A 26,511-nucleotide genomic window follows, 5' to 3' on the forward strand; every position below is an offset into this window, starting at 1 on the left:
TCAAAAGAGAAGTAACGCAAACCGCTCGTCAACACTTGTGTGCTTACAACGTTGTTGCTCGCATCCAAACGTTGGACTTGGTAGCGGTAAACCGATACTAAAGCAACTGCCGAACTGGTAACTTGTGTTGTTGTATTCGAGATTTGAGTTCCACAAGAAGCTACTGTACTTAATGGTGTTGGCGTGAACACGTAGAAAGCTGGCGCATAGTTCGGTTGCCATACATTGTTAATGCGCACAGTCGATTCAACTTTATATTTTGCACCATAGGCATAGTTGGACAAATTGGACAAGAACAAATTACGTAACCCCATATCCACCGTAACAGGAGCTGACATTGGGGTGTCATCGGCTGGATTCACACGCGTTACTACATAACGGTAGCCTTGTGCATTCGCTACTAAGCTCGTGATAATTGAAGCGCCATAAGTAATGGTTGAGTTGGGAACTGTTGCTGCGGGTGTTGTATAAACAGGTATACAACCTCCGGGTAAGCCAATGTTGTCGATGTTACCATTACAGTCGTTGTCTAAGCCGTCGTAACACACATCCACTGCTCCGGGGTTTACGTTTGCACGTGTATCATCGCAGTCGGTGTTATTCGTTACGTAGCCAGCCATAAATTGACATGCAGAAACCGTAGGATCACCAAAACCATCGCCATCTGCATCTCTAAAATAAGGAGAACCTGCTCCTATGGTCGGATTTGCATCATTGCAATCGGAATTATTTGCAACACCACAGGGAGCAAAAATCATACTTCCAAATCCGTCACCATCCGCATCTACATATTGAAGTTGATTGTCGTTACAATCATTATTATTAACTACCCCACAAGCCACCAAAACATTGCGACCAAAGCCATCGCCGTCGGCATCCATGTATTGCAATTGGTTGTCATTACAATCGGAATTATTATTAGGACCGCATTCGGCAAAGGTCGTACTTCCGTACCCATCGCCATCAGCATCCACGTATTGGAGTTCGTTGTCGTTGCAATCGACATTATTAACTACCCCACAAGCCACCAAAACATTGCGGCCAAAGCCATCGCCGTCGGCATCCATGTATTGCAATTGATTGTCATTACAATCGGAATTATTATTGGGACCGCATGCGGCTAAAGTAGTTCCACCATACCCATCGCCATCAGCGTCTACGTATTGGAGTTCGTTGTCGTTGCAATCGATATTATTGGTGACTCCACAAGCTACTAAAACATTGCGACCAAAGCCATCACCGTCGGCATCTATGTATTGCAATTGGTTATCATTACAATCGGAATTATTATTGGGCCCGCAAGCGGCTAAAGTTGTACCACCATACCCATCACCATCAGCGTCTACATATTGGAGTTCGTTGTCGTTACAATCGATATTATTGGTGACACCACAGGCTACCCAAACGTTGCGTCCAAAGCCGTCTTCATCCACATCTAAATATTGAATTTGGCCATCATTACAATCTACATTATTCGTGGCTCCGCAGGCAACAAGCACCTGACTACCATAACCGTCACCATCGGCATCCAAATATTGCAATTGGTTATCATTACAATCGGATGCATTTGTAACACCACAAGCTACTAATATAGCATTCCCGAAACCATCGCCATCAAAGTCTAAATATTGCAATTGGGAATCGTCACAATCGGAAGCATTGGAAACACCACAACCGGTAAGGGTTGTACTTCCAAATCCATCCCCATCGGCATCGACATATTGAAGTTGATTATCATTACAGTCGTTTGTATTGGCAACATAACCAACAGGAGCTCCTAGACAAGATGTTGTAGACGAATAGGGAACGCCAAAGCCATCACCATCGGCATCGACATAATAGGTTTGGACTGCATTTATTGTAAAATTGGCTTTAAAATTAGCACCATTATTACTCGCGTATTGCGTCCCCGCACAACTTGTTGCTTGATCGGAATACACTTCCAACACATAATTTCCAGGCGACAAAGTAGAAGTTAGATCCACATTGAGGTTGGTAGCACTCCATTGTTGATCACGACCGCCGCATCCATTGGCAAAATCAGAAGTGAAATTAAGTCCCACAGCTGAAAATGCACCGCTGCTTCCATTCACTAAATACACCCGATAATACAAATGCGTACTGGAAATGTCACATCCGCCACATTTCCAATTGTTATGTTCAGCTCCTTTTAAAAAAAGGCCTGAAGAACCTGCACAATAGGTTCCTAACTGTGCATTATCAAAATCGGGATTCGCTGTTGTGGCTTGAAGATCATAGAAGGTATCTCCATTCCCATTATTCAATACTATATACGTGGTATTGAATCCGGCCGACTGACTTCTAAGGTGTAATCCGCTAAACAAGAGCAAGAACAGCCCAACTTTAAAAAATAATTTTTGTCTCATAAGAAGAATTTTAGGGTTAACTAGGTTACTTATGAGATTTGAGGTTATGAGACAAAACTACAGGCTTTGCTGTTGGGCAGCAATACGACATTTTTCGTATTTGCATAAAAAAAACCTCCCGAAGGAGGTTTTTATTGTTTTGATAAAAAAATAATTATCGTTTAATCACACGTAGTGTTTTGATATTTTCACCTTGTGTTAAGATTACATTATAAACACCTGCTGGGAAGTTAGCCCCTACTTCTGTGCTTTCCACTGAATCGGATGAAACCGTTTTCGTTTCCACCAATTTACCCAACATGTCATACACTTGAATTGTATATTCTGCTGTGCTCGCTGAATTCACTTTGAAATAGAAGTTCTCTGCAAATGGGTTCGGATAAACTGTAGCTTCGAAGCTGATGGCTCCTGCTGCTTGTGTATCTTCGATAGTACGTGCTACGTTTGGCACTACAAGCGTACATGTTTTTCCGAATGGACCAAAGTCAGGTTGACCTGGCATACTCACCGCTACTTGTACTGAATACGTTTCTCCAGGTACTAAACCTGGGAAATCAGTCAATTTGAAGTAGTTGGCATTCTTGTCTACACTGTAGTCGTAACCTTGATTTACATTATATAAACGGTAACGGTACAATACTACATTACGAACTAAGTTCGCGTAGATATTTTCGTTATAGCTTGATACCGCGTAGTCGTTACATTGTGTAGCACGAACTTCACTAGTTGGGTGTTTCGGTGCTTGAATAGTACATACAGGACCGTAAGCCATAAACACACCGTCTAAGTTACGGATCGCACACGAAACGCTATAATTAGCATCGTAACGGAAATCGGTTACTTGTTCGAATGAGAAGTAACGTAAACCACTTGTAATTACTTGAGTACTCAATACGTTGTTACTTGCATCCAAACGTTGTACTTGGTAACGGTAAACCGATACTAAGGCAACTGGTGAACTCGTAACTTGCGTAGTCGTATTCGAAATTTGTGTACCACATGCAGCCACTGTACTTAATGGTGTTGGCGTGAACACGAAGAATGCAGGCGCATAGTTCGGTTGCCATACGTTATTGATACGAACCGTAGTTTCTACTTTAAACTTCGCACCATAAGCATAGTTAGACAAGTTAGACAAGAACAAGTTACGCATACCCATATCCACAGTAACAGGAGCTGACATTGGGGTATCATCGGCTGGATTCACACGTGTAACCACGTAACGGTATCCTTGACAGTTCGCCACTAAACTTGTAATGATAGAAGCACCATAACTAATTGTTGAGTTAGGAACAGTAACCGCTGGTGTTGTATAAATTGGAATACAACCACCTGGCAATCCGATGTTGTCGATGTTACCGTTACAGTCGTTGTCGATACCGTCATAACATACATCTACAGCACCAGGATGAATGGTATTTGATGCATCGTTACAATCTAAATCATTAGCAACATATCCAACTAATGGCAAACAAGAAACAATTGAACTTGCTGGATTACCGTAACCGTCATTATCGGTATCAGCATAGTAAGTAGTATTAGATAACAAAGTAATTACAGCAGACCCTGTATTACCCGTACCCACTAAAGAATTTGCATCAGTGATTGAAACAATAGAATACGTTGTAGTTGAAGCTGGAGTAACAACAATACTTGAACCAGAAACATAATTGGATTCTGTGTAATTATTAGTACCGTCAGTATATACTAAAGTGTAAGGACTTCTTCCTCCTGTGATAGCAACATTAATTACAGCACTATCACCAGAACAAATTGAAGTAGTTCCATTCATTGTTGCTGCAGTAGAACCTGTAATTAAACTTGTAGTTCCGTAAAGAATAATATTATTCACATTCGTTGCTGTATCAAAACCTCCAGTTCCTGCTGCACCTGTAGCATTGTATGCATAAACACGGAAAGTAGTAGCAGATTGAACATCCCCTAAAGAAGACATTACAAGACTATTGAAAGCAGAGGTACTTGCAGTCACCCCATTTAATACGGCGATATCAGTAGCATAATTGTTGATTGACGAACGAATCGCAATTGAACTTGGCCCTGTACCTGAACGATCCCACACAAAACTTAAAGATGTTGGAGTGAATTGGTAACCTGCATTAGGGGTAACGGTAAATTGATAGTATTTATTGGCATCAATTGTAGTTGTTAATGGCCAGTTTGAACCCCCTAGACGGTTCGCATTTCCTGTTGTAGTAATTCCGGCTACAGAAATGGTAGATGAAGACACTAAACTATTATTGTAAACACTTGGCTCAGTCGTTTCAGTACCGGCATTTCCAAAAGTACTCCACATTAAAATAGCGGGTTGGGTGATATTAGCTGTCAAACCTACTGGTTGTGTTAACTCATAATTGGCTGCGTCTGCTCCACCTAATGTTGAAGTAGACGTTACAGCAATACCTGTTCCTTGTGCTGAAGTAGCAAAAGTTCCTGTTCCATTTAAGGTAACAACATCCCCAGACACTACACCAGAAAGTGTACCTGTAATTACCGCAGCAGTTGTACCATCAAACGGTTTATTTTGTGCAGTAGCACCAGTAATGGTTAACGTTTTTACAGTGATATCAGCCGTCAAACCTGTCAATTGAGTTACCGAATAATTTCCTGCAGCAGCACCATTTAACGTTAAAGTAATCGACACAGGCTTAGTAGTACCAACCGTTTTGGTATCAAAAGTTGCCACTCCAGTGAAATTAACTACATCGGTATTGTAAATACCATTTAATGTACCGCCAGTATAAGTGGCCGATGTATTGCCATCGTAAATTTTATTGACAATTGATAATCCATCAACAGTCAACACTTTAGCTTCTACTGTAAGTACTAATACATCTGAACCTGTACCTCCTGCATTTGTAGCTTCCAAAGTAATCGAATAATTCCCTGGCGCTGCAGTCAAAACACCTGAAATTTCACCAGTTGTTGTATTTACAGTTAATCCTGCAGGCAAGTTGGTCGCATTATAAGATGAAGGAGCATTTGTTGCAGTAATAAAATAGTTAAATGCAGTTCCATACGTTACTGTTGCTGTTAAAGCACTTGAAATTACAGGCGATGGTTCTGAAGTAATATCTGCAACTAAACCTGAGGGTTGTGTTAATGAATAATTTGAAGAAGCACTTCCTGAAATAGTATACCCACTTACAGTTACGGGAATATCTGTTGCAACAGCTGAAGAAATAAAGGTTGCTACAGGAGTTCCTCCTAAAATAACATTGGCTTCATCACCAGTAACAACACCAACCAATGAAGGTGTACCTGTAATGGTAGCATCGGTATTTCCATCAAATACTTTATTCGCAATTGAAATTCCGTTAATCGTTAATGTTTTTGGAGTTACTGTACTTGAAGCGGTAGCCACATTTACAGAAGTAGCTCCTGTTGTAGACAATACGATATCGCCTGAGTAAGGAGATCCTGCAACTGATGCATTAGCGGCTAAACGGACATAAACAGGAACGTTTGTGATGTTTCCTGCAGCACCTACAGTAGCTGTCGATCCAAATCCAGATCCTGAAGTTGCAGAAACTTCAAATCCCGCTGGAGCCGTTGCTGTTACACCACTTAATAAATAAGTACCTGAAACAGTGAATGAAGTTTCAGTTGAAGCCGTGCCATAAGTTGTAGACAATGCGGCGGGAGAACCACTCGTTGAGAAAGATGGCGCTGGTGCCACACCTGTATATCCTTTAAGTACCACGTTATTGGTTGATACAGCACAATCGAATCCCCCTGTTCCAGTTAAGGCTGTCGCTTGATAACCATAAATACGGAATGTTGTTGGAGTTGAGATTGCTGATAAACCAGAAATCGCAATTGTACGAACTGCTGAAGTACTTGCTGTTAATCCAGTAACGGCTCCAATATTTGAAGCATATCCATCTACTGAAGAACGTAAAGCTACACTTGAAGGTCCGCTACCTGAGAAATCCCAAATAAATTCAAACGATGTGGGTGTAAATGTAAATCCGGCATTAGGAGTTACGGTAAATTGGATATACTTTGAAGTATCAATAGTTGCACCTACTGTCCAATTGGTTCCCCCTAAACGGTTACCGTTTGCAGCAGGAGTAACTGTACTTCCTGTATAATTTAAAGACGCTGAACCAATATTTGTTTCATTAGAAGTGCTTGGTTCTGTAGTTTCAGTACCCGCATTTCCAAATGTATTCCATTGTAATAAAGCAACAATAGCTGGATTGATGTTTGCTGTTAAACCAGTTGGTTGTGTCAAATAATAGTTCCCTGCATCTGCACCACCAATGGTTGATGTAGAAGTCACGGCGATATTGTTACCAATTGCTGATGAAGCAAAAGTTCCTGTTCCAGAAAGTGTCACCACATCTGAACCAGCAATACCTGAAAGAGTTCCAGTAATTACTGCATTGGTATTTCCATCAAAAGTTTTACTTTGTGCAGCAGCACCTGAAACAGTTAACTCTTTTGCCGAAATATTTACAGTTAAGCCCGTTGGTTGAGTCAAGCTATAATTACCTGCTTGAGCACCATTCAAAGTCAATGCAAAAGTTACGGGTTTATTTGAACCTATAACTTTATCAACCATAGTAGCCGACCCTGTAAATGAAACGGTATCTGAACCATATACACCTACTAATGAGCCACCTGTGTAGCTCACAGATGTAGTAGCATCATAGATTTTATCTACTGTTGCAATTCCTGTAATTGTTAAGGATTTTGCATTAATTGTCAACGACAAAGTTGCCGTTCCATCACCACCTGCATTCGTAGCTACTAAACCAATGTTATATACACCTGGTGCAGCAGTAGGAATACCCGAAATTTCACCTGTTGCTGTATTGATTGATAAACCAGCAGGTAAATTGGTGGCATTGTAAGATGTAGGTGAATTATCTGCAACTATTTGATAGGTATAAGAAGTACCATAAGTTGCCGTAGCCGTTAAGGCACTGCTGATTGTTGGCACAGGCGAAGAGGTAATCGTAATTGTTCCATTCGCTGCGGCAAAATTATAATTCGCAGCTGTTAATCCAGAAACATCTGGAGTAATTGTAATTCCGGCTGTTGCGGCTGGAGTTGTATCCGTATAATTTGTAGTGTAGGAAACAGTACCTGAAACAACACTACTTGTATCACCATTATAAAACCCGGATAATGTGTAAGTTCCTGCAGCGATAACTGAAGCGGCAGCAGTACCTTGTGCTACAGATTGATTCCCAGCAGTAGTGGTTAAAGTGGCTTTAGAAACACTATTCCCTGAAGCTGCAGTTGTAATATTTACTGCAGTTGCACCTGTAGAAGACAATACGATATTTTGACTATCATAAGATCCACCAACTGTAGCAGTTGCACTCATACGAATATATAAAGTTCCATTGGCTGTTCCTCCAGATTGGGTGAACGTGGCAGTTGTGCCAAATGTGGTATTATCCGAAGACACTTCAAATCCTGTTGGTGCAGTTGCAGTGATATTCGCAGAAAGACCAGAACCAGATATTAAAGATGTTTGCGATGGTGTTGCAACTCCATAAGTAGTTGAATATGCCAATAAAGAGGTAGTGCTTGAAGATATTGAAGCAGCACTTGGTACTGCAGAAGCCCATGATGTTGCTATTCGAATACCGTCAATTGTAGCACCTGGAGGTGTCCCCTGACGAATGTAAAATGCACTTGGATTTACATCGGCAGCTGTAGGGTCTGGAGCTGTAATATTTGCAGTACCCTCAGTACCATTTAGTGCTGGATTAATAAACACACTTACCGTATCATTCGTTGTTCCTGAAATAATTGAGTATTTAATTACAACTAAATAAGTAGTGTTTAGCGAGTAAGTAAAACCTGTAAATGTAGCACTTGCTACAGCTGCATTTTTGGAAATTCCAAAAGCCAAATTGTTAGAAGCATCTCTTTTAACAAAGAATCTTCCCACAAAGGATGATGCACCTGTACCCAAATGGATAAAATAATCTCCAGTTGTAGTTGCAGAACTTACATTAACCAAGAATGCTGCATAAACATTACCTGAAGTTTGAGCTGTATAAGTTCTGTTTACGTCAGCTACCCCAGTTGTTGAGATAGTAACAGCCCCTCCTACACCTGAGCCTGGGTAACCTGGATAAGTAAGACCAGATGTTGTAAACTGAGGATAAAAGGTACTACCACTATGTGCAGTCCAATTCCCTCCCGAAGCTGTTGTAATATCTCCGGCAGTAGAATAACTAAAATTTTCTGTTAACAACTGAGCATGACCCAATTGGAAAAGAAACATCAATAAGACCAAGAAAAACTTGTTCTTATTGAAAAATTGTAGATTTTTACGCATAATTAAAGATGTTGATTTTGCACAAAATTAAAAACTAAAACCCTGAAAACAGCTATTTTATGTTAGCTTTTTGTTAACAATCCGCTACCGTTTCATACGTCGATTAAATTGGTTTTTTGTCGGTTATTTTAGTTTATTTTAATAAAAAAACTCCTCTATTTCTAGAGGAGTTTTTCTGTATTAGGCTTGTCCTGTCGGACCGAAATTTAAAGGAGTTGGCGGTAAATCCGTTTCTTTAATTTCTCCATGGGCTTGTTCAAATCGATGAATATTTTCTGCCATCGCTTTCAACAACCGTTTGGCATGTTGAGGCGTTAAAATAATTCGCGATTTTACTTTCGATTTTGGAACACCTGGCATGATGGTCACAAAATCCAATACAAACTCAGAGGGCGAATGGTTGATAATGGCAAGGTTAGAATAAATTCCTTCCGCTGTTTTCTCATCCAATTCGATGTTGATCTGTCCGGGTTGCAATTCTTCGCTCATGATTAGTAAACGTATTCTTCTTTGTTAGCCATCAATTCGTTGTAATCATCTTTCGAACCAACGATAATGTTGTCATAATCACGCATACCGGTACCGGCTGGGATTCTATGACCTACAATAACGTTTTCTTTCAATCCTTCTAACTGGTCTACTTTACCTGCTACAGCTGCTTCATTCAACACTTTAGTCGTTTCCTGGAAGGAAGCTGCTGAGATGAATGATTTTGTTTGTAACGAAGCACGTGTAATACCCTGAAGTACTGGAGTTGCTGTAGCCATAACTGCATCACGAGCAACAACCAAGTTCTTATCATTACGTTTCAATACGGAGTTTTCATCGCGTAAATCACGTGGGCTTACAATTTGACCGGGTTTCAAATTCTCAGAATCACCAGCATCTTCAACCACTTTCATTCCGTACAATTTGTCGTTTTCAACCATAAAGTCGCTGGTGTGTGCCAATTGTTCTTCCAAGAATAAAGTATCTCCTGGATCTTGGATTTGTACTTTACGCATCATTTGACGAATCACCACTTCAAAGTGTTTGTCGTTGATTTTTACCCCTTGTAAACGGTAAACCTCTTGAATTTCATTTACCAAATACTGTTGAACGGCTGATGGACCTTGGATTCGTAAGATATCTTCTGGAGTAATCGCTCCGTCAGACAATGGCATACCTGCTTTCACGAAGTCATTTTCTTGAACTAGAATCTGACTTGATAATTTCACCAAGTATTTACGAACATCACCGAATTTAGATTCAATGATAATCTCGCGATTACCACGTTTGATTTTACCAAAAGAAACTACTCCATCAATTTCAGACACTACTGCTGGGTTTGAAGGATTACGCGCTTCTAATAATTCGGTAATACGTGGAAGACCTCCTGTGATATCCCCAGCTTTCGAAGAACGACGTGGGATTTTCACTAAGATTTTACCGGCTTTAATTTTCTCACCATCTTCTACCATAAGGTGTGCCCCTACTGGTAAGTTGTATGAACGAATTAACTCTCCGTCTTTTCCGTAAATCAATAAGGTCGGAATTAATTTTTTATTTCTTCCTTCTGAAATTACTTTCTCTTGGAATCCGGTTTGTTCGTCGATTTCAACTTGGAACGTTTGTCCTTGTTCTAAATCTTCGTATGCAATTTTACCTGTAAACTCAGATACAATTACCCCGTTATATGGATCCCATTTACATAAAGTAGTTCCTTTTTCAACCACATCCCCATCGTTCACAAAAATGCTAGAACCGTAAGGAATGTTATGTGTATTTAATACGATACCAGTTGTAGCATCGATTAATTTTAATTCAGTTGAACGAGAGATTACGATATCCACTTGGTTTCCTTCGCTATCTTCTCCTTTAACCGTTTTTAAATCTTCAATTTCAAGACGACCACCAAAACGTGCTACAATCGATGATTCTTCAGAAACACCTCCTGCAACCCCTCCAACGTGGAAGGTACGTAAGGTCAACTGTGTACCTGGCTCACCGATGGACTGTGCTGCAATTACACCTACAGCCTCACCTTTTTGAGTCATTTTACCTGTTGCTAAGTTTCTTCCGTAACATTTTGCACAGATTCCTTTCGTTGCTTCACAAGTTAATGGAGAACGTACTTCTACTCTTTCGATAGGTGATTCTTCGATTTCACGTACTACTGCTTCCGTGATTTCTTCACCTGCTGCAATAATTACTTGAGAAGTTAACGGATTAATTACGTCATGTAATGTCACACGACCTAAAATACGCTCACCAAGAGTTTCAACGATTTCTTCGTTTTTCTTCAAAGCCGTTACTTCGATACCACGTAATGTACCACAATCAACCGAGTTCACAATTACATCTTGGGAAACGTCATGTAGACGACGTGTTAAGTATCCCGCATCCGCCGTCTTTAACGCCGTATCTGCAAGACCTTTACGCGCACCGTGGGTTGAGATGAAGTATTCCAAAATCGAAAGACCTTCTTTAAAGTTAGAAAGAATCGGGTTTTCAATAATTTCTCCACCACCTGCAGTTGATTTTTTCGGCTTCGCCATCAAACCACGCATACCGGTTAACTGACGAATCTGCTCTTTCGAACCACGTGCTCCTGAATCCAACATCATGTATACTGAGTTAAATCCTTGTTGGTCTTCACGAATATTCTTCATTGCCAATTCAGTCAACAAAGCATTGGTAGAAGTCCACACGTCGATTACTTGATTGTAACGCTCATTATTTGTGATAAGACCCATGTTATAGTTCATGGTAATTCCGTCCACTTGTTCACGAGCATCTGCGATCAAATCGTCTTTTTTCTCTGGCACTTTAATATCACCTAATGAGAAGGACAATCCACCTTGGAAGGCGAATTTGTATCCCATATCTTTAATATCATCTAAGAATGCAGCCGTAGTGGGTACATTCGTAGTAGCTAAGATTTTACCAATAATATCACGCAATGACTTTTTCGTCAATACTTCATTGATATAACCCGCTGCTTCTGGCACCACTTCGTTGAACAATACACGTCCGGCAGTAGTTTGGATAATTTTGTATACCAATTCGCCATTTTCATTAAAATCTTTCGTTCTGATTTTAACGCGTGCATTTAACTCTAAACGTCCTTCATTCAAAGCAATATTTACTTCTTGAGCCGAATAGAATGTTAAGCCTTCTCCTTTAATAGTTAATTCTGGAGTAGACAAACGCTCTTTGGTCATATAGTACAATCCAAGTACCATGTCCTGAGAAGGAACGGTGATTGGCGCACCATTAGCTGGGTTCAAGATATTGTGAGAAGCCAACATTAACAATTGGGCTTCTAAAATTGCTTCTGGTCCTAACGGTAAGTGAACCGCCATCTGGTCACCGTCAAAGTCGGCATTAAACGCCGTACACGTTAACGGGTGTAACTGAATTGCTTTTCCTTCAATTAATTTCGGTTGGAAAGCTTGGATACCCAAACGGTGAAGAGTGGGGGCACGGTTTAGTAATACAGGGTGACCTTTGATTACATTTTCAAGGATATCCCATACTACCGGTTCTTTTTTATCGATGATTTTCTTCGCCGATTTAACCGTTTTCACGATTCCACGCTCAATTAACTTACGGATAACGAACGGTTTGTACAATTCAGCTGCCATATCTTTAGGCAAACCACATTCGTACATTTTCAATTCAGGTCCAACGACAATTACCGAACGAGCTGAATAATCCACACGTTTACCCAATAAGTTTTGACGGAAACGACCTTGTTTACCTTTCAAGGAATCCGAAAGAGATTTCAAGGGTCGGTTCGATTCTGTTTTAACAGCAGAAGCTTTACGTGTATTATCGAACAAGGAGTCAACAGCCTCTTGCAACATACGTTTTTCGTTACGTAAGATTACCTCTGGCGCTTTGATTTCCATCAAACGTTTTAAACGGTTGTTACGGATAATCACACGACGGTACAAGTCATTCAAGTCGGAAGTCGCGAAACGACCACCATCAAGTGGCACCAACGGACGTAATTCTGGTGGGATAACCGGAATTACTTTCAAAATCATCCACTCTGGACGGTTCTCACGGTTCAAGTTAGAATCACGGAATGACTCCACTACTTGAAGACGTTTTAACGCTTCTGTTTTACGTTGTTTAGACGTTTCATTGTTGGCTGAGTGACGCAATTCGTATGACAAAGCATCCAAATCGGTACGTGCTAACAAGTCCATAATACATTCAGCACCCATTTTAGCGATGAATTTATTTGGATCGTTATCGTCTAAATATTGGTTCTCCATAGGAAGGGTATCTAAAATATTCAAATACTCTTCTTCAGTTAAGAAATCTAATTTTTGTAACGGCTCACCATCTACATTTTTAGCGATACCGGCTTGAATTACCACATAGCGCTCGTAGTAGATGATCATATCCAATTTTTTGGAAGGTAATCCAAGGATATAACCGATTTTGTTTGGTAAGGAACGGAAATACCAAATGTGTGCGATTGGCACTACTAAATTGATATGTCCTACACGGTCGCGACGTACTTTCTTTTCAGTCACTTCCACCCCACAACGGTCACACACGATACCTTTGTAACGAATACGTTTGTATTTTCCACAAGCACATTCGAAATCCTTTACAGGTCCGAAGATACGCTCACAAAATAAACCGTCACGTTCGGGTTTGTGTGTACGATAGTTGATGGTTTCTGGTTTTAAAACCTCACCTCTTGATTCTGCCAAAATAGACTCAGGCGACGCTAGTCCGATCGTGATTTTGTCGAATCTTTTAATGGTATTTTTATCTTTATTTCTGTTGTTCATCTTAGTCGTTTTTAAAATAGTTACAGTTAACGGGGCCGATCCTTCTCAGCATCGGCCTTCCGGTACTGATATTATTCTTCTAATCGGATATCTAATCCAAGACCTTTCAATTCATGCATTAATACATTGAATGATTCTGGTAATCCTGGTTCTGGCATTGCTTCACCCTTAACGATAGCTTCGTAAGTTTTAGCTCTACCGATTACGTCATCCGATTTAACCGTCAAGATTTCACGTAAGGTACTTGATGCACCGTAGGCTTCAAGTGCCCAAACCTCCATCTCTCCAAAACGCTGACCTCCGAATTGGGCCTTACCTCCAAGAGGTTGTTGCGTAATTAACGAGTATGGACCGATTGAACGTGCGTGCATTTTATCATCCACCATGTGACCTAATTTCAGCATGTAGATAACCCCTACCGTAGCCGGTTGGTGGAAACGCTCTCCAGTTCCTCCATCATACAAATAGGTATGACCGAAACGTGGAATACCCGCTTCATCCGTTAATGCATTAATTTGGTCTAACGTTGCACCGTCGAAAATTGGGGTAGCAAATTTCTTCCCTAATTTTAATCCAGCCCAACCCAATACGGTTTCATAAATCTGCCCGATGTTCATACGCGAAGGTACCCCAAGTGGGTTCAATACGATATCCACTGGTGTTCCATCTTCTAAGAATGGCATATCTTCTTGGCGAACGATACGCGCTACGATACCTTTGTTACCGTGGCGACCTGCCATTTTATCTCCCACTTTCAATTTACGTTTCTTCGCAATGTATACCTTAGCTAATTTCAAGATACCTGCTGGTAACTCGTCACCCACTGTGATGGTAAACTTCTCACGACGTAACGCTCCTTGAAGATCGTTTAATTTGATTTTGTAGTTGTGGATTAAATCATTAACCAAACGGTTTGTTTCATCATCCGCAACCCACTGCCCTTTGGTTAAGTGTGCAAAATCTTCCACAGCTTGAAGCATTTTCTTGGTATATTTTTTACCTTTTGGCAATACTTCTTCACCCAAATCATTCATTACCCCTTGTGATGTTTTTCCATCAACGATAGCGAATAATTTCTCAACCAATTTATCTTTCAATTCAACAAAACGCACTTCGAATTCCATTTCTAATGCTGTCAAATCGTCTTTATCTTTCGTACGCTTACGTTTATCTTTCACCGCACGAGCGAATAATTTTTTGTCTAAAACTACACCGCTTAATGAAGGTGAAGCTTTTAACGACGCATCTTTCACATCACCGGCTTTATCACCGAAGATCGCACGAAGTAATTTTTCTTCTGGTGTTGGATCAGATTCTCCTTTTGGTGTAATCTTACCAATTAAGATATCACCCGGTTTTACTTCAGCACCGATACGGATCATACCGTTTTCGTCCAAATCTTTTGTCGCTTCTTCAGAAACGTTTGGAATATCATTCGTTAATTCTTCGTTACCTAATTTGGTATCACGAACTTCCAACGAATAATCATCGATATGGATAGACGTAAAGATATCGTCACGAACTACTTTTTCAGAGATTACAATCGCATCCTCGAAGTTGTATCCTTTCCATGGCATGAACGCTACTTTCAAGTTACGCCCGATTGCCAATTCACCGGCTTGCGTTGCATATCCTTCACACAGCACTTGTCCTTTTACTACGCGATCGCCTTTACGAACGATTGGTTTCAAGTTGATACAAGTACTTTGGTTCGTTTTTCTAAATTTAATCAATTGATACGTTTTCTCGTCAGTATCAAAACTTACCATACGCTCTTCGTCGGTACGGTCGTATTTGATGGTTACTTTATCCGCGTCTACGTATTCAACCACTCCGTTTCCTTCTGCATTAATCAATACACGAGAATCTGAAGCCACTTGACGCTCTAAACCTGTACCTACAATTGGAGATTCAGGACGTAAAAGTGGTACGGCCTGACGCATCATGTTTGATCCCATCAACGCACGGTTCGCGTCATCGTGTTCCAAGAAAGGAATTAACGAAGCCGAAATCGAGGCAATTTGGTTTGGTGCAACGTCGGTATAATGTACAACTGTTGGTTCAACTACTGGGAAGTCACCTTCCTCACGTGCAATAACTTTTTCAGCTGTAATTGTACCTTGACCATCCATCTCAATGTTTGCTTGCGCAATCATTTTACCTTCTTCTTCTTCAGCGCTTAAGTAAATAGGTTCAGAAACTAAATCTACTTTACCATTGACAACTTTACGGTAAGGTGTTTCAATGAATCCCATTCCGTTTACTTTGGCGAAAACTCCTAATGAAGAAATCAAACCAATGTTAGGTCCCTCAGGGGTTTCAATCGGACACAAACGACCGTAGTGCGTATAGTGAACGTCACGAACCTCGAAACCAGCGCGCTCTCTAGAAAGACCTCCAGGCCCTAATGCAGAAAGACGACGTTTGTGTGTAATCTCAGCTAATGGATTGGTTTGATCCATGAACTGCGATAACTGGTTGGTTCCAAAGAACGAGTTGATTACAGAAGATAAAGTTTTCGCGTTGATCAAGTCGATAGGTGTGAACACCTCGTTATCACGTACATTCATACGCTCACGAATTGTTCTCGCCATGCGCGCAAGACCTACACCGAATTGTTGTGAAAGTTGCTCACCAACCGTACGAACACGACGGTTTGACAAGTGGTCGATATCATCAATCTCTGCTTTAGAGTTGATCAATTCGATCAAATATTTCACAATGGTGATGATATCCTCTTTGGTAAGCACTTGCTTTTCCATTGGGATATCCAAGTTTAATTTTTTGTTCATACGGTAACGACCTACTTCTCCTAAGTTGTAGCGTTGATCCGAGAAGAACAATTTATCGATAATACCACGAGCCGTTTCCTCATCAGGTGGTTCTGCATTACGCAACTGACGGTAGATATGCTCAACAGCTTCTTTTTCAGAGTTGGTTGGGTCTTTTTGTAACGTATTGTGGATAATGGCGTAATCCGCTTGGTTGTTATCCTCTTTATGAAGTAAGATCGATTTTACATTCGCATCGATGATTTCTTCAATATTGTCTTTATCTAAAATCGTATCACGATCCAAGATAATTTCGTTACGTTCAATAGACACTACTTCACCGGTATCTTCATCTACGAAGTCTTCGTGCCATGTGTTCAAAACACGAGCTGCTAATTTACGACCAGCGTATTTTTTTAATCCGGTTTTAGATACTTTGATTTCTTCAGCAAGGTCGAAGATTTCTAAGATATCTTTATCGCGTTCAAATCCAATCGCACGGAATAAAGTGGTTACCGGTAATTTTTTCTTACGGTCGATGTACGCATACATCACGTTATTGATATCGGTAGCAAATTCAATCCAAGAACCTTTGAATGGAATGACACGCGCAGAGTATAATTTAGTTCCGTTGGCGTGGAACGACTGTCCAAAGAACACCCCTGGCGAACGATGTAATTGAGAAACTACCACACGTTCTGCGCCATTAATCACGAATGTACCGCTTGGCGTCATGTAAGGAATAGTTCCTAAATACACATCCTGTACGATGGTTTCGAAATCTTCGTGTTCCGGATCGGTACAGTATAATTTTAAACGAGCTTTAAGAGGAACGCTATACGTCAACCCTCTTTCGATACACTCTTGAATGGTGTAACGTGGTGGATCTACGAAATAATCGAGGAATTCCAACACGAATTGATTTCTGGTATCAGTGATTGGGAAGTTTTCCATGAAGGTATTGTACAACCCTTCGTTACCTCTTTCGTCTGATTTCGTTTCCAATTGGAAGAAATCTTTAAACGACTTGATTTGAACATCCAAGAAATCGGGATACTGTGGAATGTTCTTCGTCGAGGCAAAATTCAATCTTTCAGTCTGATTAGTTATCATCAATGGACAAAATTTTGATTTTTAAAAAAAGTACTTTTTTGTGTTTAACACGTTGTTTTGTTACTTTCCTTGGGTGAAATAACCGTCACATCTTTAAAAACAAACCAGGAAAACAGTCTGTTTTTTTCTTCGTTTCGGCTATCTTTTTTTATGGTTTTAAAGGAAAAAATGATCCTTTAAAAATTGATAATTTTATTATACGAAAAATGGTTTAGGTCTTCGAGTAACGACTCTAGACCTAAACCTTATTCTTTAACCGGAGAAGAATTATTTCAATTCTACTACAGCTCCAGCTTCTTCAAGTGCTTTTTTCAAGCCTTCAGCTTCTGCTTTAGAAACTGCTTCTTTAATGTTAGAAGGAGCTCCGTCTACGATATCTTTAGCTTCTTTAAGACCTAAACCTGTTAATTCTTTAACCGCTTTTACAACAGCTAATTTAGAAGCACCAGCATCTTTCAATACTACTGTGAACTCAGTTTGTTCTTCAGCAGCACCAGCATCACCACCACCAGCAGCAACTACTACTGCAGCAGCAGCAGGCTCGATACCGTACTCTTCTTTTAATATTGTAGCTAAATCGTTAACTTCTTTTACAGTTAAGTTAACCAATTGTTCTGCGAATTGTTTCAAATCTGCCATTTTTTCTATCTTTAAAATGTTTTTAAATTTATTTTATTTATTAAGTGCGTTCAATTATTCTGCTGCTTCGCCTTTTTGCTCTGCGTTGTTTAACAAAGCAGAAAGTACGCGTTTTGCAGGAGATTGAAGTAATCCGATGATTTCTCCAATAACTTCTTCTTTCGATTTTAACGCTGCTAATGAATCTAACTGGTTATCACCGATGTAGATTTCTTGGTTGATATAAGCACCTTTTAAAAGTGGCTTATCCGACTTTTTACGGAAATCTTTGATGATTTTTGCAGGTTGGTTCGCAACAGTAGCAATTAAGATAGAAGAGTTTCCTTTAAGGATAGTTGGTAATTCACCGTACTCGTTTTCAGAAGCTTCCATAGCTTTTTCCAACAACGTGTTTTTTACCACTTCTAATTTAATACCTGCTTTGAAACAAGCTCTGCGTAAGTTAGATGTCGTTTCAGCATCTAAACCTGACGTATCTGCAATGTAAAGGATGTTCGCCTCTGCTAATTTTGCAGTTAAGTCTTTTATCGCGATTGATTTTTCTTCTCTAGTCATAATAAAACTTTTTAACTACCCAATTATACTGCTTTAGGATCTAAAGCAATAGCAGGACTCATTGTACTTGACAAGTGGATAGACTTGATGTAAGTACCTTTAGCTGCAGTTGGTTTTAATTTGATTAATGTTTGAATAATTTCGTGAGCATTATCTACAATCTTGTCAGCATCGAAAGATACTTTTCCGATTCCAGCGTGAACGATACCAGTTTTGTCTACTTTAAAGTCGATTTTACCAGCTTTCACTTCTTGAACAGCTTTACCTACTTCCATAGTAACTGTTCCTGTTTTTGGGTTAGGCATTAAACCACGAGGACCTAAAATACGACCTAATGGACCTAATTTACCCATAACTGCTGGCATAGTGATGATTACATCAACATCCGTCCAACCGTCTTTGATTTTTTGTAGATAGTCATCTAAACCTACGTGGTCAGCACCCGCAGCTTTAGCTTCCGCTTCTTTATCTGGAGTAACAAGCGCTAATACGCGAACGTCTTTACCAGTACCGTGAGGTAAAGTTACCACACCACGAACCATTTGATTTGCTTTTCTTGGATCAACTCCTAAACGAACAGCAATATCAACTGACTCATCAAATTTTGCATAAGAAACTTGCTTTAATAAAGCAGAAGCATCTTTCAAAGAATACAATTTATTCTTTTCAATTTTTGATGCAGCTTCTTTTTGTTTTTTCGTCAATTTTGCCATAACTCATTATTTTTTTAGCGGAGAATCTCCGGTTACGGTAATACCCATTGAACGAGCAGTACCGGCAATCATACTCATAGCTGATTCCATAGTGAATGAATTCAAATCAGGCATTTTGTCTTCAGCGATCGTTTTGATTTGATCCCAAGAAACATTAGCCACTTTTTTACGGTTAGGTTGACCTGAACCGGATTTGATTTTTGCAGCATCCATTAATTGAACCGCAGCAGGAGGAGTTTTTACAACAAAATCAAACGACTTGTCTTTGTAGACTGTAATTTGAACTGGTAATACTTTGCCGGGTTGATCTTGTGTTCTCGCATTAAATTGCTTACAGAACTCCATGATGTTAACCCCAGCAGCTCCCAAAGCAGGTCCAACCGGTGGCGAAGGATTCGCAGCACCTCCCTTAACTTGTAGTTTAACTACTTTACTAATTTCTTTTGCCATTTTTTACAAAATTTAGCACATCTAACAGTTGGAAGCGTAGATGTAGGATTATAATTAATTGTGATTATACTTTTTCAACTTGCATAAAACTTAATTCCAATGGCGTCTTTCTTCCGAAAATTTTCACCATTACCTCAAGTTTACGCTTCTCTTCGTTGATTTTTTCAATCGTTCCGTTAAAACCATTGAATGGACCGTCAATTACTTTGACTGTTTCACCCAATTTGTAAGGAATCGATTGTGTATCAACATTAACAGCCAATTCATCCACTTTACCAAGCATACGGTTCACTTCTGATAAACGAAGTGGCACAGGATCGCCTCCTTTTACTTCGCCCAAGAAACCGATAACACCGGTAATGGATTTAATAATGTGTGGAATTTCACCGGTAAGGTTGGCTTCGATCATTACATAACCTGGAAAGTAAACACGATCCTTAGCTATCTTTTTCCCGTCACGAACTTGAACCACTTTTTCAGTTGGCACTAGAACTTGCGAGATATAATCTGCCATACCTAAACGGTTAATTTCAGTTTCAATATAGTTTTTAACTTTATTTTCCTGACCGCTTACGGCACGTACCACATACCATTTTTTCACACTTGTATCAGCCATTGTACTGTAGAGATTATCCTTTAATTAAATTGAAAAAACCAGTGATTGCTTTCGAACATAATTCGTCCACACCCCAAGTTGCTAAAGCACAGATTACAGAAAACAAAGCCACCACAATAGTTAACTTTTGTACTTCTGCCCATTCTGGCCAAGTTACATTTGATTTCAATTCTTCAAAAGACTCTGAAAAATATTGGAATACTTTCATCGTATTGTATCTTTTTTGCACGGGTGGAGGGATTCGAACCCCCATCAACGGTTTTGGAGACCGCTATTCTACCCTTGAACTACACCCGTTTATTAAAAACCAGCAGAGTTATCTAACAGACACTCTGCTGGTTATTTTATTTAATTCTTAAGAATTAGTCTAAGATTTCAGTTACCTGACCAGCTCCTACTGTACGACCACCCTCACGGATAGCGAAACGTAAACCTACGTTAAGAGCGATTGGGCTTAACAAATCAACAGTGATTGTTAAGTTGTCACCAGGCATAACCATCTCAACTCCTGCAGGTAAAGAAATAGTACCTGTTACGTCAGTTGTACGTACGTAGAACTGTGGACGGTAGTTGTTGTGGAATGGAGTGTGACGTCCACCTTCTTCTTTTTTCAAGATATAAACCTCAGCTTTGAATTTAGCGTGTGGCTTAACTGATCCTGGCTTACAAATAACCATACCACGACGGATATCAGCTTTGTCAATACCTCTCAACAATAAACCTACGTTATCTCCAGCTTCTCCACGGTCTAAGATTTTACGGAACATCTCAACCCCTGTAATTGTAGAAGTCAATTTGTCAGCACCCATACCGATGATTTCAACTGGATCACCTGTATTTGCAACACCAGTTTCGATACGACCTGTAGCAACAGTTCCACGACCTGTAATTGTAAATACGTCCTCAACTGGCATCAAGAATGGTTTGTTAACATCACGCTCAGGCTCTTCAATCCAAGCATCAACAGCTTCCATTAATTCGATGATTTTAGGAACCCAGTTTGGATCATTGTTCAATCCACCTAAAGCAGAACCTTGAACAACTGGTCCGTTATCTCCATCATACTCATAGAATGATAATAAATCACGGATTTCCATTTCTACTAATTCCAACAATTCTGGATCGTCAACCATGTCCACTTTGTTCATGAAAACAACGATTCTTGGAATACCTACTTGACGTCCTAATAAGATGTGCTCACGAGTTTGTGGCATTGGACCATCTGTAGCAGCAACTACTAAGATAGCACCGTCCATTTGCGCAGCACCTGTAACCATGTTCTTAACGTAATCCGCGTGACCTGGACAGTCAACGTGAGCGTAGTGACGGTTAGCAGTTTCATATTCTACGTGAGAAGTATTAATAGTAATACCTCTTTCTTTTTCTTCAGGAGCGTTATCAATTTGATCAAATGATTTCGCTTGACAATAACCAGCATCAGACAATACTTTTGTAATTGCAGCAGTCAATGTAGTTTTACCGTGGTCAACGTGACCAATCGTACCAATATTAAGGTGTGGCTTGGTACGACTAAAATTTTCTTTTGCCATTTTAATTAATTTTTAACTTAGTTATATTTATTAGTGTTCAAATAATTCAAATTTGAGCCAATGACGGGATTTGAACCCGTGACCTCTTCCTTACCAAGGAAGCACTCTACCCCTGAGCTACACCGGCGGTAAAGTTTTTTTGTTTCAGGTTTGAAGTTTCAGGTTTTAAAACTTGAAACTTGAAACTTTTAAACTTTTAATGGTGGGGAGAGCAGGATTCGAACCTGCGAAGGTGTAACCAGCAGATTTACAGTCTGCCCTCGTTGGCCGCTTGAGTATCTCCCCTAGCCAAGTTTTAGCCGAAGCCAAAACAGTATTTTCAGTATTTCAAAGAGCCGATGGAGGGACTCGAACCCACGACCTGCTGATTACAAATCAGCTGCTCTAGCCAGCTGAGCTACACCGGCAATATTCAATAAAAAAGTCCGCTATTTCTAACGGACTGCAAATGTAGGGAATTTATTTTTCTATCAAAATATTTTTTTGAAAAAAATTTCATCAAATATGGGAACGGATTTTCTCTTTCCGTTTAACTAATAATCGCTCAAGTGATTCAGCTGCTAACTCCGCCGCTTCCTCAAAAGTTTTACACTGTTTTTTTACTACAAAATCATCTCCCGGCACATGTATTTTTACCTCCACACACTTATTCTCTTTCTCACTCGTATTATCTACTTTCAAAAACACATCGGCAGCAACAATCTTGTCAAAAAACTTTTCCAATTTATCCAAACGAACCTGAATGAAATCAACCAACTTACGATCTACTGAAAAGTTTACAGCATTTACATTTACCTTCATACTTCTAATTTTTAAGGTTACACTTGCGAGCTACTTCCGGTTACGGGGATGCGCAGTGCCATGCACCTTTTGCAATTCTGCCAAACTATTGTGCGTGTACACTTGCGTCGACGCCAAACTGGAATGTCCTAACAGCTCTTTTACTGAATTTAAATCCGCCCCCTTGTTCAGTAAATGAGTCGCAAACGTATGTCGCAACACATGCGGACTCTTTTTTACCTTCTCGGAGACATTACTAAAGTACGAATTTATCAATCGATACACAAACGATTCATTCAATTTAACGCCTTTTAACATCAAAAAGAAATACCCCTCATCAACAATCACTTCTAAGTCAGCACGTTCCTTTAAATACACTTCAATTTCTTTAACGATAATGGGCAATAGCGGAATAATTCGCTCCTTATTTCTTTTCCCCAACACCTTAATCACACCACTTCCTAAATCCACATTTTTCACTTGCAACCCAATCAATTCCGCACGACGAATGCCCGTAGTATAAAACAAATCAATAATCAACTTGTCCCGCACTCCTTCAAATCCGTCGGGATAACGCAGCTGATTCAAGACCAAATCCAATTCGTTTTCAGAAAAAGGAATCTGTACTTTTTTTGGGGTTTTTAAGGCTTTGTGTTTTAGGAGCGGACTCACCTCCAATTGCCCCGTTTTTAATAAGAATTTGTAAAAGGCTTTTAAAGAAGAAATTTTTCGGTTAATGGTCGTGGTCGAAATACCATCATCGACCAAACTCACAATCCAACTCCGAATCATAGGATATTGCGCCGTTTCGAGTTGATCAGTAGCAAACGCCCCTACTAAATACTGCCGAAAAAACAGCAAATCATTTTCATAGGCCATCACCGTATGCGCCGAATACTTTTTCTCCAGCGCCAAATACTCCCGAAATGCGTTCAAATTATCCATAAAAAAACTGCTGTAACAAAGTTATGAAAACTTCAGTACAGCAGTTATATTTTTGATAGGAACTATTGACTATCCTTCCATTGCATCACGTAATCCTTGGATATACTGAGCTTTCTGGATTTGTGCACGACGAACCACGGATGGCTTCGTAAACGCTTGACGCGCTCTCAACTGACGTACAGTTCCGGTTTTATCAAATTTTCTCTTGTAGCGCTTTAAAGCTCTATCAATGTTTTCTCCGTCTTTAATAGGTATAATTAACATAAGCAGGACACCTCCCTTCATTTAGTGGGCGCAAAGGTAAACATTATTTTGAATTATAAATTATAATTTTTACTTTTTTTTGGGCGTGCCCCCGAATCGCGTTTTTGCACCTCTCCAGTTCCCTGTCGGGGTCGGGTCGTCCGCTGCAAGTCCGTTGCTTCGCAGCCGGGCTTTCCGCTTCCACCCCTCACGCAATCCCTGCTCCTATCTTATTCCTTTACCGCCGGCTGGTAATCTTTCTGATCAATAATCATCTTCGACAAAATCTCACGCAAGATCTCCGAAGTTCCACCACCAATCGGACCCAAACGACTGTCACGTAATAATCGAGCTAACGGATATTCTTCCATATACCCATATCCACCTAACATTTGCAAACAACTGTAGATTGTTTCGTCAGCTACTTTAGTCGATTTCAATTTGGCCATTGTAGCTTCTTTCACCACATATTCGCCCTGATTCAAACGCGCCGTAGCCGCATAGTTGAAAATTTTACAATGCTCCACATCCGTCGCGTGATTTACTAACGTATGACGTAAGGCTTGGAATTTGTTTATGGTGGTACCAAAAGCTTCGCGCTTGGACATATAATCTATAGTGTAATCCAAAGCATATTCTGCACGGGCATGGGCATTAATCGCCATCACCAGTCGCTCCAAAGCAAAGTGCTGCATGATGTAAGGAAAACCTTTGCCTTCCTCACCCATTAAATTTTCAGCCGGAATTTCTACATTATCAAAGGCAATCTCTGCCGTATCCGATGCACGCCAACCCAATTTATCCAATTTAGTAGCAGAAACGCCTGGTAAATTCGTATCCATCAAAAAGATACTGATTCCTTTGTTTCCTTGCTCCGGACTTGTTTTGGCGGCCACTACATAATAGTCGGCATACACCCCATTTGTAATGAACGTTTTCGAACCGTTGATGATATACTTGTCGCCTTTTTTTACAGCGGTTGTTTTCATACCTGCTACATCACTACCTCCAAAAGGTTCAGTAATACACAAAGCACCAATTTTATCCCCCGTAATACTCGGCGCTAAATAATCTTGTTTAATGCGCTCACTTCCTTCCGCATTCAAATGCGTCATGGCCAAGTAAGCATGGGCCCACATCGCTGCCGCAAATCCTGAAGAATGGATTTTTTGTAATTCTTCTAAAAAAACTACGGTGTAAAACAAATCCAAATTCATCCCCCCATACGCTTCTGGATAACGCAATCCGAAAAAGCCCATTTCTCCAAATTTTTTCCAGATGAAGCGCTCAATGGTGCCGGTCTTTTCCCATTTTTCAATATGAGGCACTACTTCTTTCTGCAAAAAATCTTTAAAACTTGCGCGAAACAATTCGTGTTCTTCTGTAAAGTATACTGAACTCATTTTTATCCGTTTTTTTAGTGTCTTTTTTTAGAATTCCAAATATAGCGCAATAATTTTTAATTTTTCCAAATTTATTCCCTTGACATTTGTTAATTCCTCAATAGTTAAATCCCCATTCATACTGCGATACGCCACAATATTTCGGGACACAGGATACCGGAAATACGGAAACTGACCTAACTCTTTGATTGTCGCCTCGTTAATCTTTATTTTGACCACATCAGGGTATTTTAAAAGGGTAAAATGCTCGTTGAGCTCCGTGATCACTTCGGGTTTCAACCCATAAACTTCATCCAACTGTTCCATGGAGACAAAAGCGCCTAGCGAACTTCGGTACTTCAAAATTCGTTCTGCCAGCACCTCACCGATTCCGCGAATCGCAACAAAATCCTCATCAGTAGCCGCATTGATGTCTTTGGGGACCATCTTTTTTTCTGCAAAAGTCTTTTGATTGAAAATAAACTTTTCCTGTTTCGATTTTGCATTTACCCACGCTGGAAACTTAAAATACACTTTCATTTTGTTTAAAACAGCATCGGGCACTTGTGTAACGGTTTGGAATTCTTGCGCGGAATTCACATACTTATTTTGCTTTCGAAAATCGACCAAACGTTGGTATTCTTGGGTTGACATTCCCCATTTGTAGGCTTTATAATCGGTTAAAAAGTTGGGATTAAAAGGATAAATCGGTGGTTTTTTATATTGTTTTACTACCGTATCCTTATCCTGGGTATCCGCTAACCATTGTTGGATATGTCGGGGAACAGGTTCGAGTTCGGGCTCTAATACACCCGAAAAGTATATTCCTTGCAAGATAAAAATGGTAATAAGTAAGCTTAAAATTCCGAGGCGTTGACTTTTTGTATAATGGGTAAATTGGCGTATAAAAATAAAGTTCATGGTATTATAAGTCGAAAACTGAAGATCGTTTCCCGCGCACCAAGTCTTTTAATTTTAAGATAAAAGCCATGGTTAGGTACAATCCAAAACCTAATCCTGCCGTCACGAAGGAAATGTAGATGAAGAACAAACGAACATTGGTAGCGCGCATGCCCAACTTATCCGCTAAGCGGGAGCAAACATAAAAACCATGTCGTTCAAAAAAGTGACGTAGATCCGTTATCATCAGGTTGTTCAATTTTCTGTTTTCAAAATTACGTATTTCTTTTTAACAACTCGATTCCAATCGCACAATTCAGGCATTTCTTCGCATCACAATACTGTTTTTTCA

At 40.0% G+C, this 26,511-nt stretch carries 18 protein-coding genes and 4 tRNA genes; all 22 read right to left on the reverse strand.

Annotated features, from left to right (window positions below; all coding sequences use genetic code 11):
• The coding region (locus tag EQG61_RS08830; RefSeq protein ID WP_206733879.1) for a putative metal-binding motif-containing protein at nt 1-2,387 on the reverse strand (2,387 nt) is incomplete at its 3' end.
• A 154-nt stretch (nt 2,388-2,541) separates the two neighbouring features.
• Nucleotides 2,542-8,709, reverse strand: coding sequence for a YDG domain-containing protein (locus EQG61_RS08835; RefSeq protein WP_129461565.1), 6,168 nt, complete (start codon nt 8,707-8,709; stop codon nt 2,542-2,544).
• 180 nt (nt 8,710-8,889) lie between these two features.
• A complete protein-coding gene (locus EQG61_RS08840) occupies nt 8,890-9,198 on the reverse strand; it encodes a DUF3467 domain-containing protein (RefSeq protein ID WP_129461566.1) in 309 nt (102 codons plus the stop codon).
• A gap of 2 nt (nt 9,199-9,200) precedes the next feature.
• Nucleotides 9,201-13,502 (reverse strand): DNA-directed RNA polymerase subunit beta', encoded by a 4,302-nt coding sequence (gene rpoC / locus EQG61_RS08845; RefSeq protein WP_129461567.1) that lies wholly within the window; start codon nt 13,500-13,502, stop codon nt 9,201-9,203.
• Nucleotides 13,503-13,573: 71 nt separating this feature from the next.
• Nucleotides 13,574-17,386 (reverse strand): DNA-directed RNA polymerase subunit beta, encoded by a 3,813-nt coding sequence (rpoB, locus tag EQG61_RS08850; protein ID WP_129461568.1) that lies wholly within the window; start codon nt 17,384-17,386, stop codon nt 13,574-13,576.
• 267 nt (nt 17,387-17,653) lie between these two features.
• A complete protein-coding gene (gene rplL, locus EQG61_RS08855) occupies nt 17,654-18,025 on the reverse strand; it encodes a 50S ribosomal protein L7/L12 (RefSeq protein ID WP_073364273.1) in 372 nt (123 codons plus the stop codon).
• A 54-nt stretch (nt 18,026-18,079) separates the two neighbouring features.
• Nucleotides 18,080-18,580 (reverse strand): 50S ribosomal protein L10, encoded by a 501-nt coding sequence (rplJ, locus tag EQG61_RS08860; RefSeq protein WP_129461569.1) that lies wholly within the window; start codon nt 18,578-18,580, stop codon nt 18,080-18,082.
• Nucleotides 18,581-18,603: 23 nt separating this feature from the next.
• On the reverse strand, nt 18,604-19,293 hold the full coding sequence (rplA, locus tag EQG61_RS08865) for a 50S ribosomal protein L1 (RefSeq protein WP_129461570.1): 690 nt from the start codon (nt 19,291-19,293) through the stop codon (nt 18,604-18,606).
• Between the two features lie 6 nt (nt 19,294-19,299).
• Nucleotides 19,300-19,743, reverse strand: a complete 444-nt coding sequence (rplK, locus tag EQG61_RS08870) for a 50S ribosomal protein L11 (RefSeq protein WP_129461571.1) — start codon at nt 19,741-19,743, stop codon at nt 19,300-19,302.
• Between the two features lie 64 nt (nt 19,744-19,807).
• Nucleotides 19,808-20,359: a transcription termination/antitermination protein NusG gene (gene nusG, locus EQG61_RS08875; protein WP_129461572.1), complete on the reverse strand. Its 552-nt coding sequence runs from the start codon at nt 20,357-20,359 to the stop codon at nt 19,808-19,810.
• Between the two features lie 13 nt (nt 20,360-20,372).
• Nucleotides 20,373-20,567, reverse strand: a complete 195-nt coding sequence (gene secE, locus EQG61_RS08880) for a preprotein translocase subunit SecE (RefSeq protein ID WP_129461573.1) — start codon at nt 20,565-20,567, stop codon at nt 20,373-20,375.
• 18 nt (nt 20,568-20,585) lie between these two features.
• Nucleotides 20,586-20,656: transfer RNA gene (locus EQG61_RS08885), tRNA-Trp, on the reverse strand.
• 65 nt (nt 20,657-20,721) lie between these two features.
• Nucleotides 20,722-21,909 (reverse strand): elongation factor Tu, encoded by a 1,188-nt coding sequence (gene tuf / locus EQG61_RS08890; protein WP_129461574.1) that lies wholly within the window; start codon nt 21,907-21,909, stop codon nt 20,722-20,724.
• A 55-nt stretch (nt 21,910-21,964) separates the two neighbouring features.
• Nucleotides 21,965-22,036: transfer RNA gene (locus EQG61_RS08895), tRNA-Thr, on the reverse strand.
• A gap of 73 nt (nt 22,037-22,109) precedes the next feature.
• A tRNA-Tyr gene (locus tag EQG61_RS08900) sits at nt 22,110-22,194 on the reverse strand.
• A 48-nt stretch (nt 22,195-22,242) separates the two neighbouring features.
• Nucleotides 22,243-22,316: transfer RNA gene (locus EQG61_RS08905), tRNA-Thr, on the reverse strand.
• Between the two features lie 91 nt (nt 22,317-22,407).
• The gene (gene hpf, locus EQG61_RS08910) at nt 22,408-22,710 is read right to left on the reverse strand and encodes a ribosome hibernation-promoting factor, HPF/YfiA family (protein ID WP_129461575.1); all 303 of its coding nucleotides are present in this window, start codon (nt 22,708-22,710) and stop codon (nt 22,408-22,410) included.
• A gap of 30 nt (nt 22,711-22,740) precedes the next feature.
• Complete coding sequence (locus EQG61_RS08915; protein WP_129461576.1) at nt 22,741-23,634, reverse strand: tyrosine-type recombinase/integrase; 894 nt, start codon at nt 23,632-23,634, stop codon at nt 22,741-22,743.
• A 69-nt stretch (nt 23,635-23,703) separates the two neighbouring features.
• Nucleotides 23,704-23,898, reverse strand: a complete 195-nt coding sequence (gene rpsU / locus EQG61_RS08920) for a 30S ribosomal protein S21 (protein WP_073364309.1) — start codon at nt 23,896-23,898, stop codon at nt 23,704-23,706.
• A gap of 209 nt (nt 23,899-24,107) precedes the next feature.
• Nucleotides 24,108-25,280 carry an acyl-CoA dehydrogenase family protein gene (locus EQG61_RS08925; protein WP_129461577.1) on the reverse strand — a complete coding sequence of 391 codons (1,173 nt, stop codon included), beginning with the start codon at nt 25,278-25,280 and terminating at the stop codon, nt 24,108-24,110.
• Nucleotides 25,281-25,307: 27 nt separating this feature from the next.
• A complete protein-coding gene (locus tag EQG61_RS08930) occupies nt 25,308-26,180 on the reverse strand; it encodes a ComEA family DNA-binding protein (RefSeq protein ID WP_129461578.1) in 873 nt (290 codons plus the stop codon).
• Between the two features lie 4 nt (nt 26,181-26,184).
• Nucleotides 26,185-26,406 (reverse strand): PspC domain-containing protein, encoded by a 222-nt coding sequence (locus EQG61_RS08935; protein WP_129461579.1) that lies wholly within the window; start codon nt 26,404-26,406, stop codon nt 26,185-26,187.
• Nucleotides 26,407-26,511: the final 105 nt, after the last annotated feature.

It is taken from the genome of Flavobacterium stagni, assembly GCF_004122105.1.
In the GTDB taxonomy this organism is placed as follows: Bacteria; Bacteroidota; Bacteroidia; order Flavobacteriales; family Flavobacteriaceae; genus Flavobacterium; species Flavobacterium stagni.

What these genes read in the sequence shown, in the direction of transcription:
- EQG61_RS08835 (WP_129461565.1), bottom strand. Translation starts at nt 8,709, where the DNA reads ATGCGTAAAAATCTACAATTTTTCAATAAGAACAAGTTTTTCTTGGTC.
- EQG61_RS08840 (WP_129461566.1), bottom strand. Translation starts at nt 9,198, where the DNA reads ATGAGCGAAGAATTGCAACCCGGACAGATCAACATCGAATTGGATGAG.
- rpoC (WP_129461567.1), bottom strand. Translation starts at nt 13,502, where the DNA reads ATGAACAACAGAAATAAAGATAAAAATACCATTAAAAGATTCGACAAA.
- rpoB (WP_129461568.1), bottom strand. Translation starts at nt 17,386, where the DNA reads ATGATAACTAATCAGACTGAAAGATTGAATTTTGCCTCGACGAAGAAC.
- rplL (WP_073364273.1), bottom strand. Translation starts at nt 18,025, where the DNA reads ATGGCAGATTTGAAACAATTCGCAGAACAATTGGTTAACTTAACTGTA.
- rplJ (WP_129461569.1), bottom strand. Translation starts at nt 18,580, where the DNA reads ATGACTAGAGAAGAAAAATCAATCGCGATAAAAGACTTAACTGCAAAA.
- rplA (WP_129461570.1), bottom strand. Translation starts at nt 19,293, where the DNA reads ATGGCAAAATTGACGAAAAAACAAAAAGAAGCTGCATCAAAAATTGAA.
- rplK (WP_129461571.1), bottom strand. Translation starts at nt 19,743, where the DNA reads ATGGCAAAAGAAATTAGTAAAGTAGTTAAACTACAAGTTAAGGGAGGT.
- nusG (WP_129461572.1), bottom strand. Translation starts at nt 20,359, where the DNA reads ATGGCTGATACAAGTGTGAAAAAATGGTATGTGGTACGTGCCGTAAGC.
- secE (WP_129461573.1), bottom strand. Translation starts at nt 20,567, where the DNA reads ATGAAAGTATTCCAATATTTTTCAGAGTCTTTTGAAGAATTGAAATCA.
- tuf (WP_129461574.1), bottom strand. Translation starts at nt 21,909, where the DNA reads ATGGCAAAAGAAAATTTTAGTCGTACCAAGCCACACCTTAATATTGGT.
- hpf (WP_129461575.1), bottom strand. Translation starts at nt 22,710, where the DNA reads ATGAAGGTAAATGTAAATGCTGTAAACTTTTCAGTAGATCGTAAGTTG.
- EQG61_RS08915 (WP_129461576.1), bottom strand. Translation starts at nt 23,634, where the DNA reads ATGGATAATTTGAACGCATTTCGGGAGTATTTGGCGCTGGAGAAAAAG.
- rpsU (WP_073364309.1), bottom strand. Translation starts at nt 23,898, where the DNA reads ATGTTAATTATACCTATTAAAGACGGAGAAAACATTGATAGAGCTTTA.
- EQG61_RS08925 (WP_129461577.1), bottom strand. Translation starts at nt 25,280, where the DNA reads ATGAGTTCAGTATACTTTACAGAAGAACACGAATTGTTTCGCGCAAGT.
- EQG61_RS08930 (WP_129461578.1), bottom strand. Translation starts at nt 26,180, where the DNA reads ATGAACTTTATTTTTATACGCCAATTTACCCATTATACAAAAAGTCAA.
- EQG61_RS08935 (WP_129461579.1), bottom strand. Translation starts at nt 26,406, where the DNA reads ATGATAACGGATCTACGTCACTTTTTTGAACGACATGGTTTTTATGTT.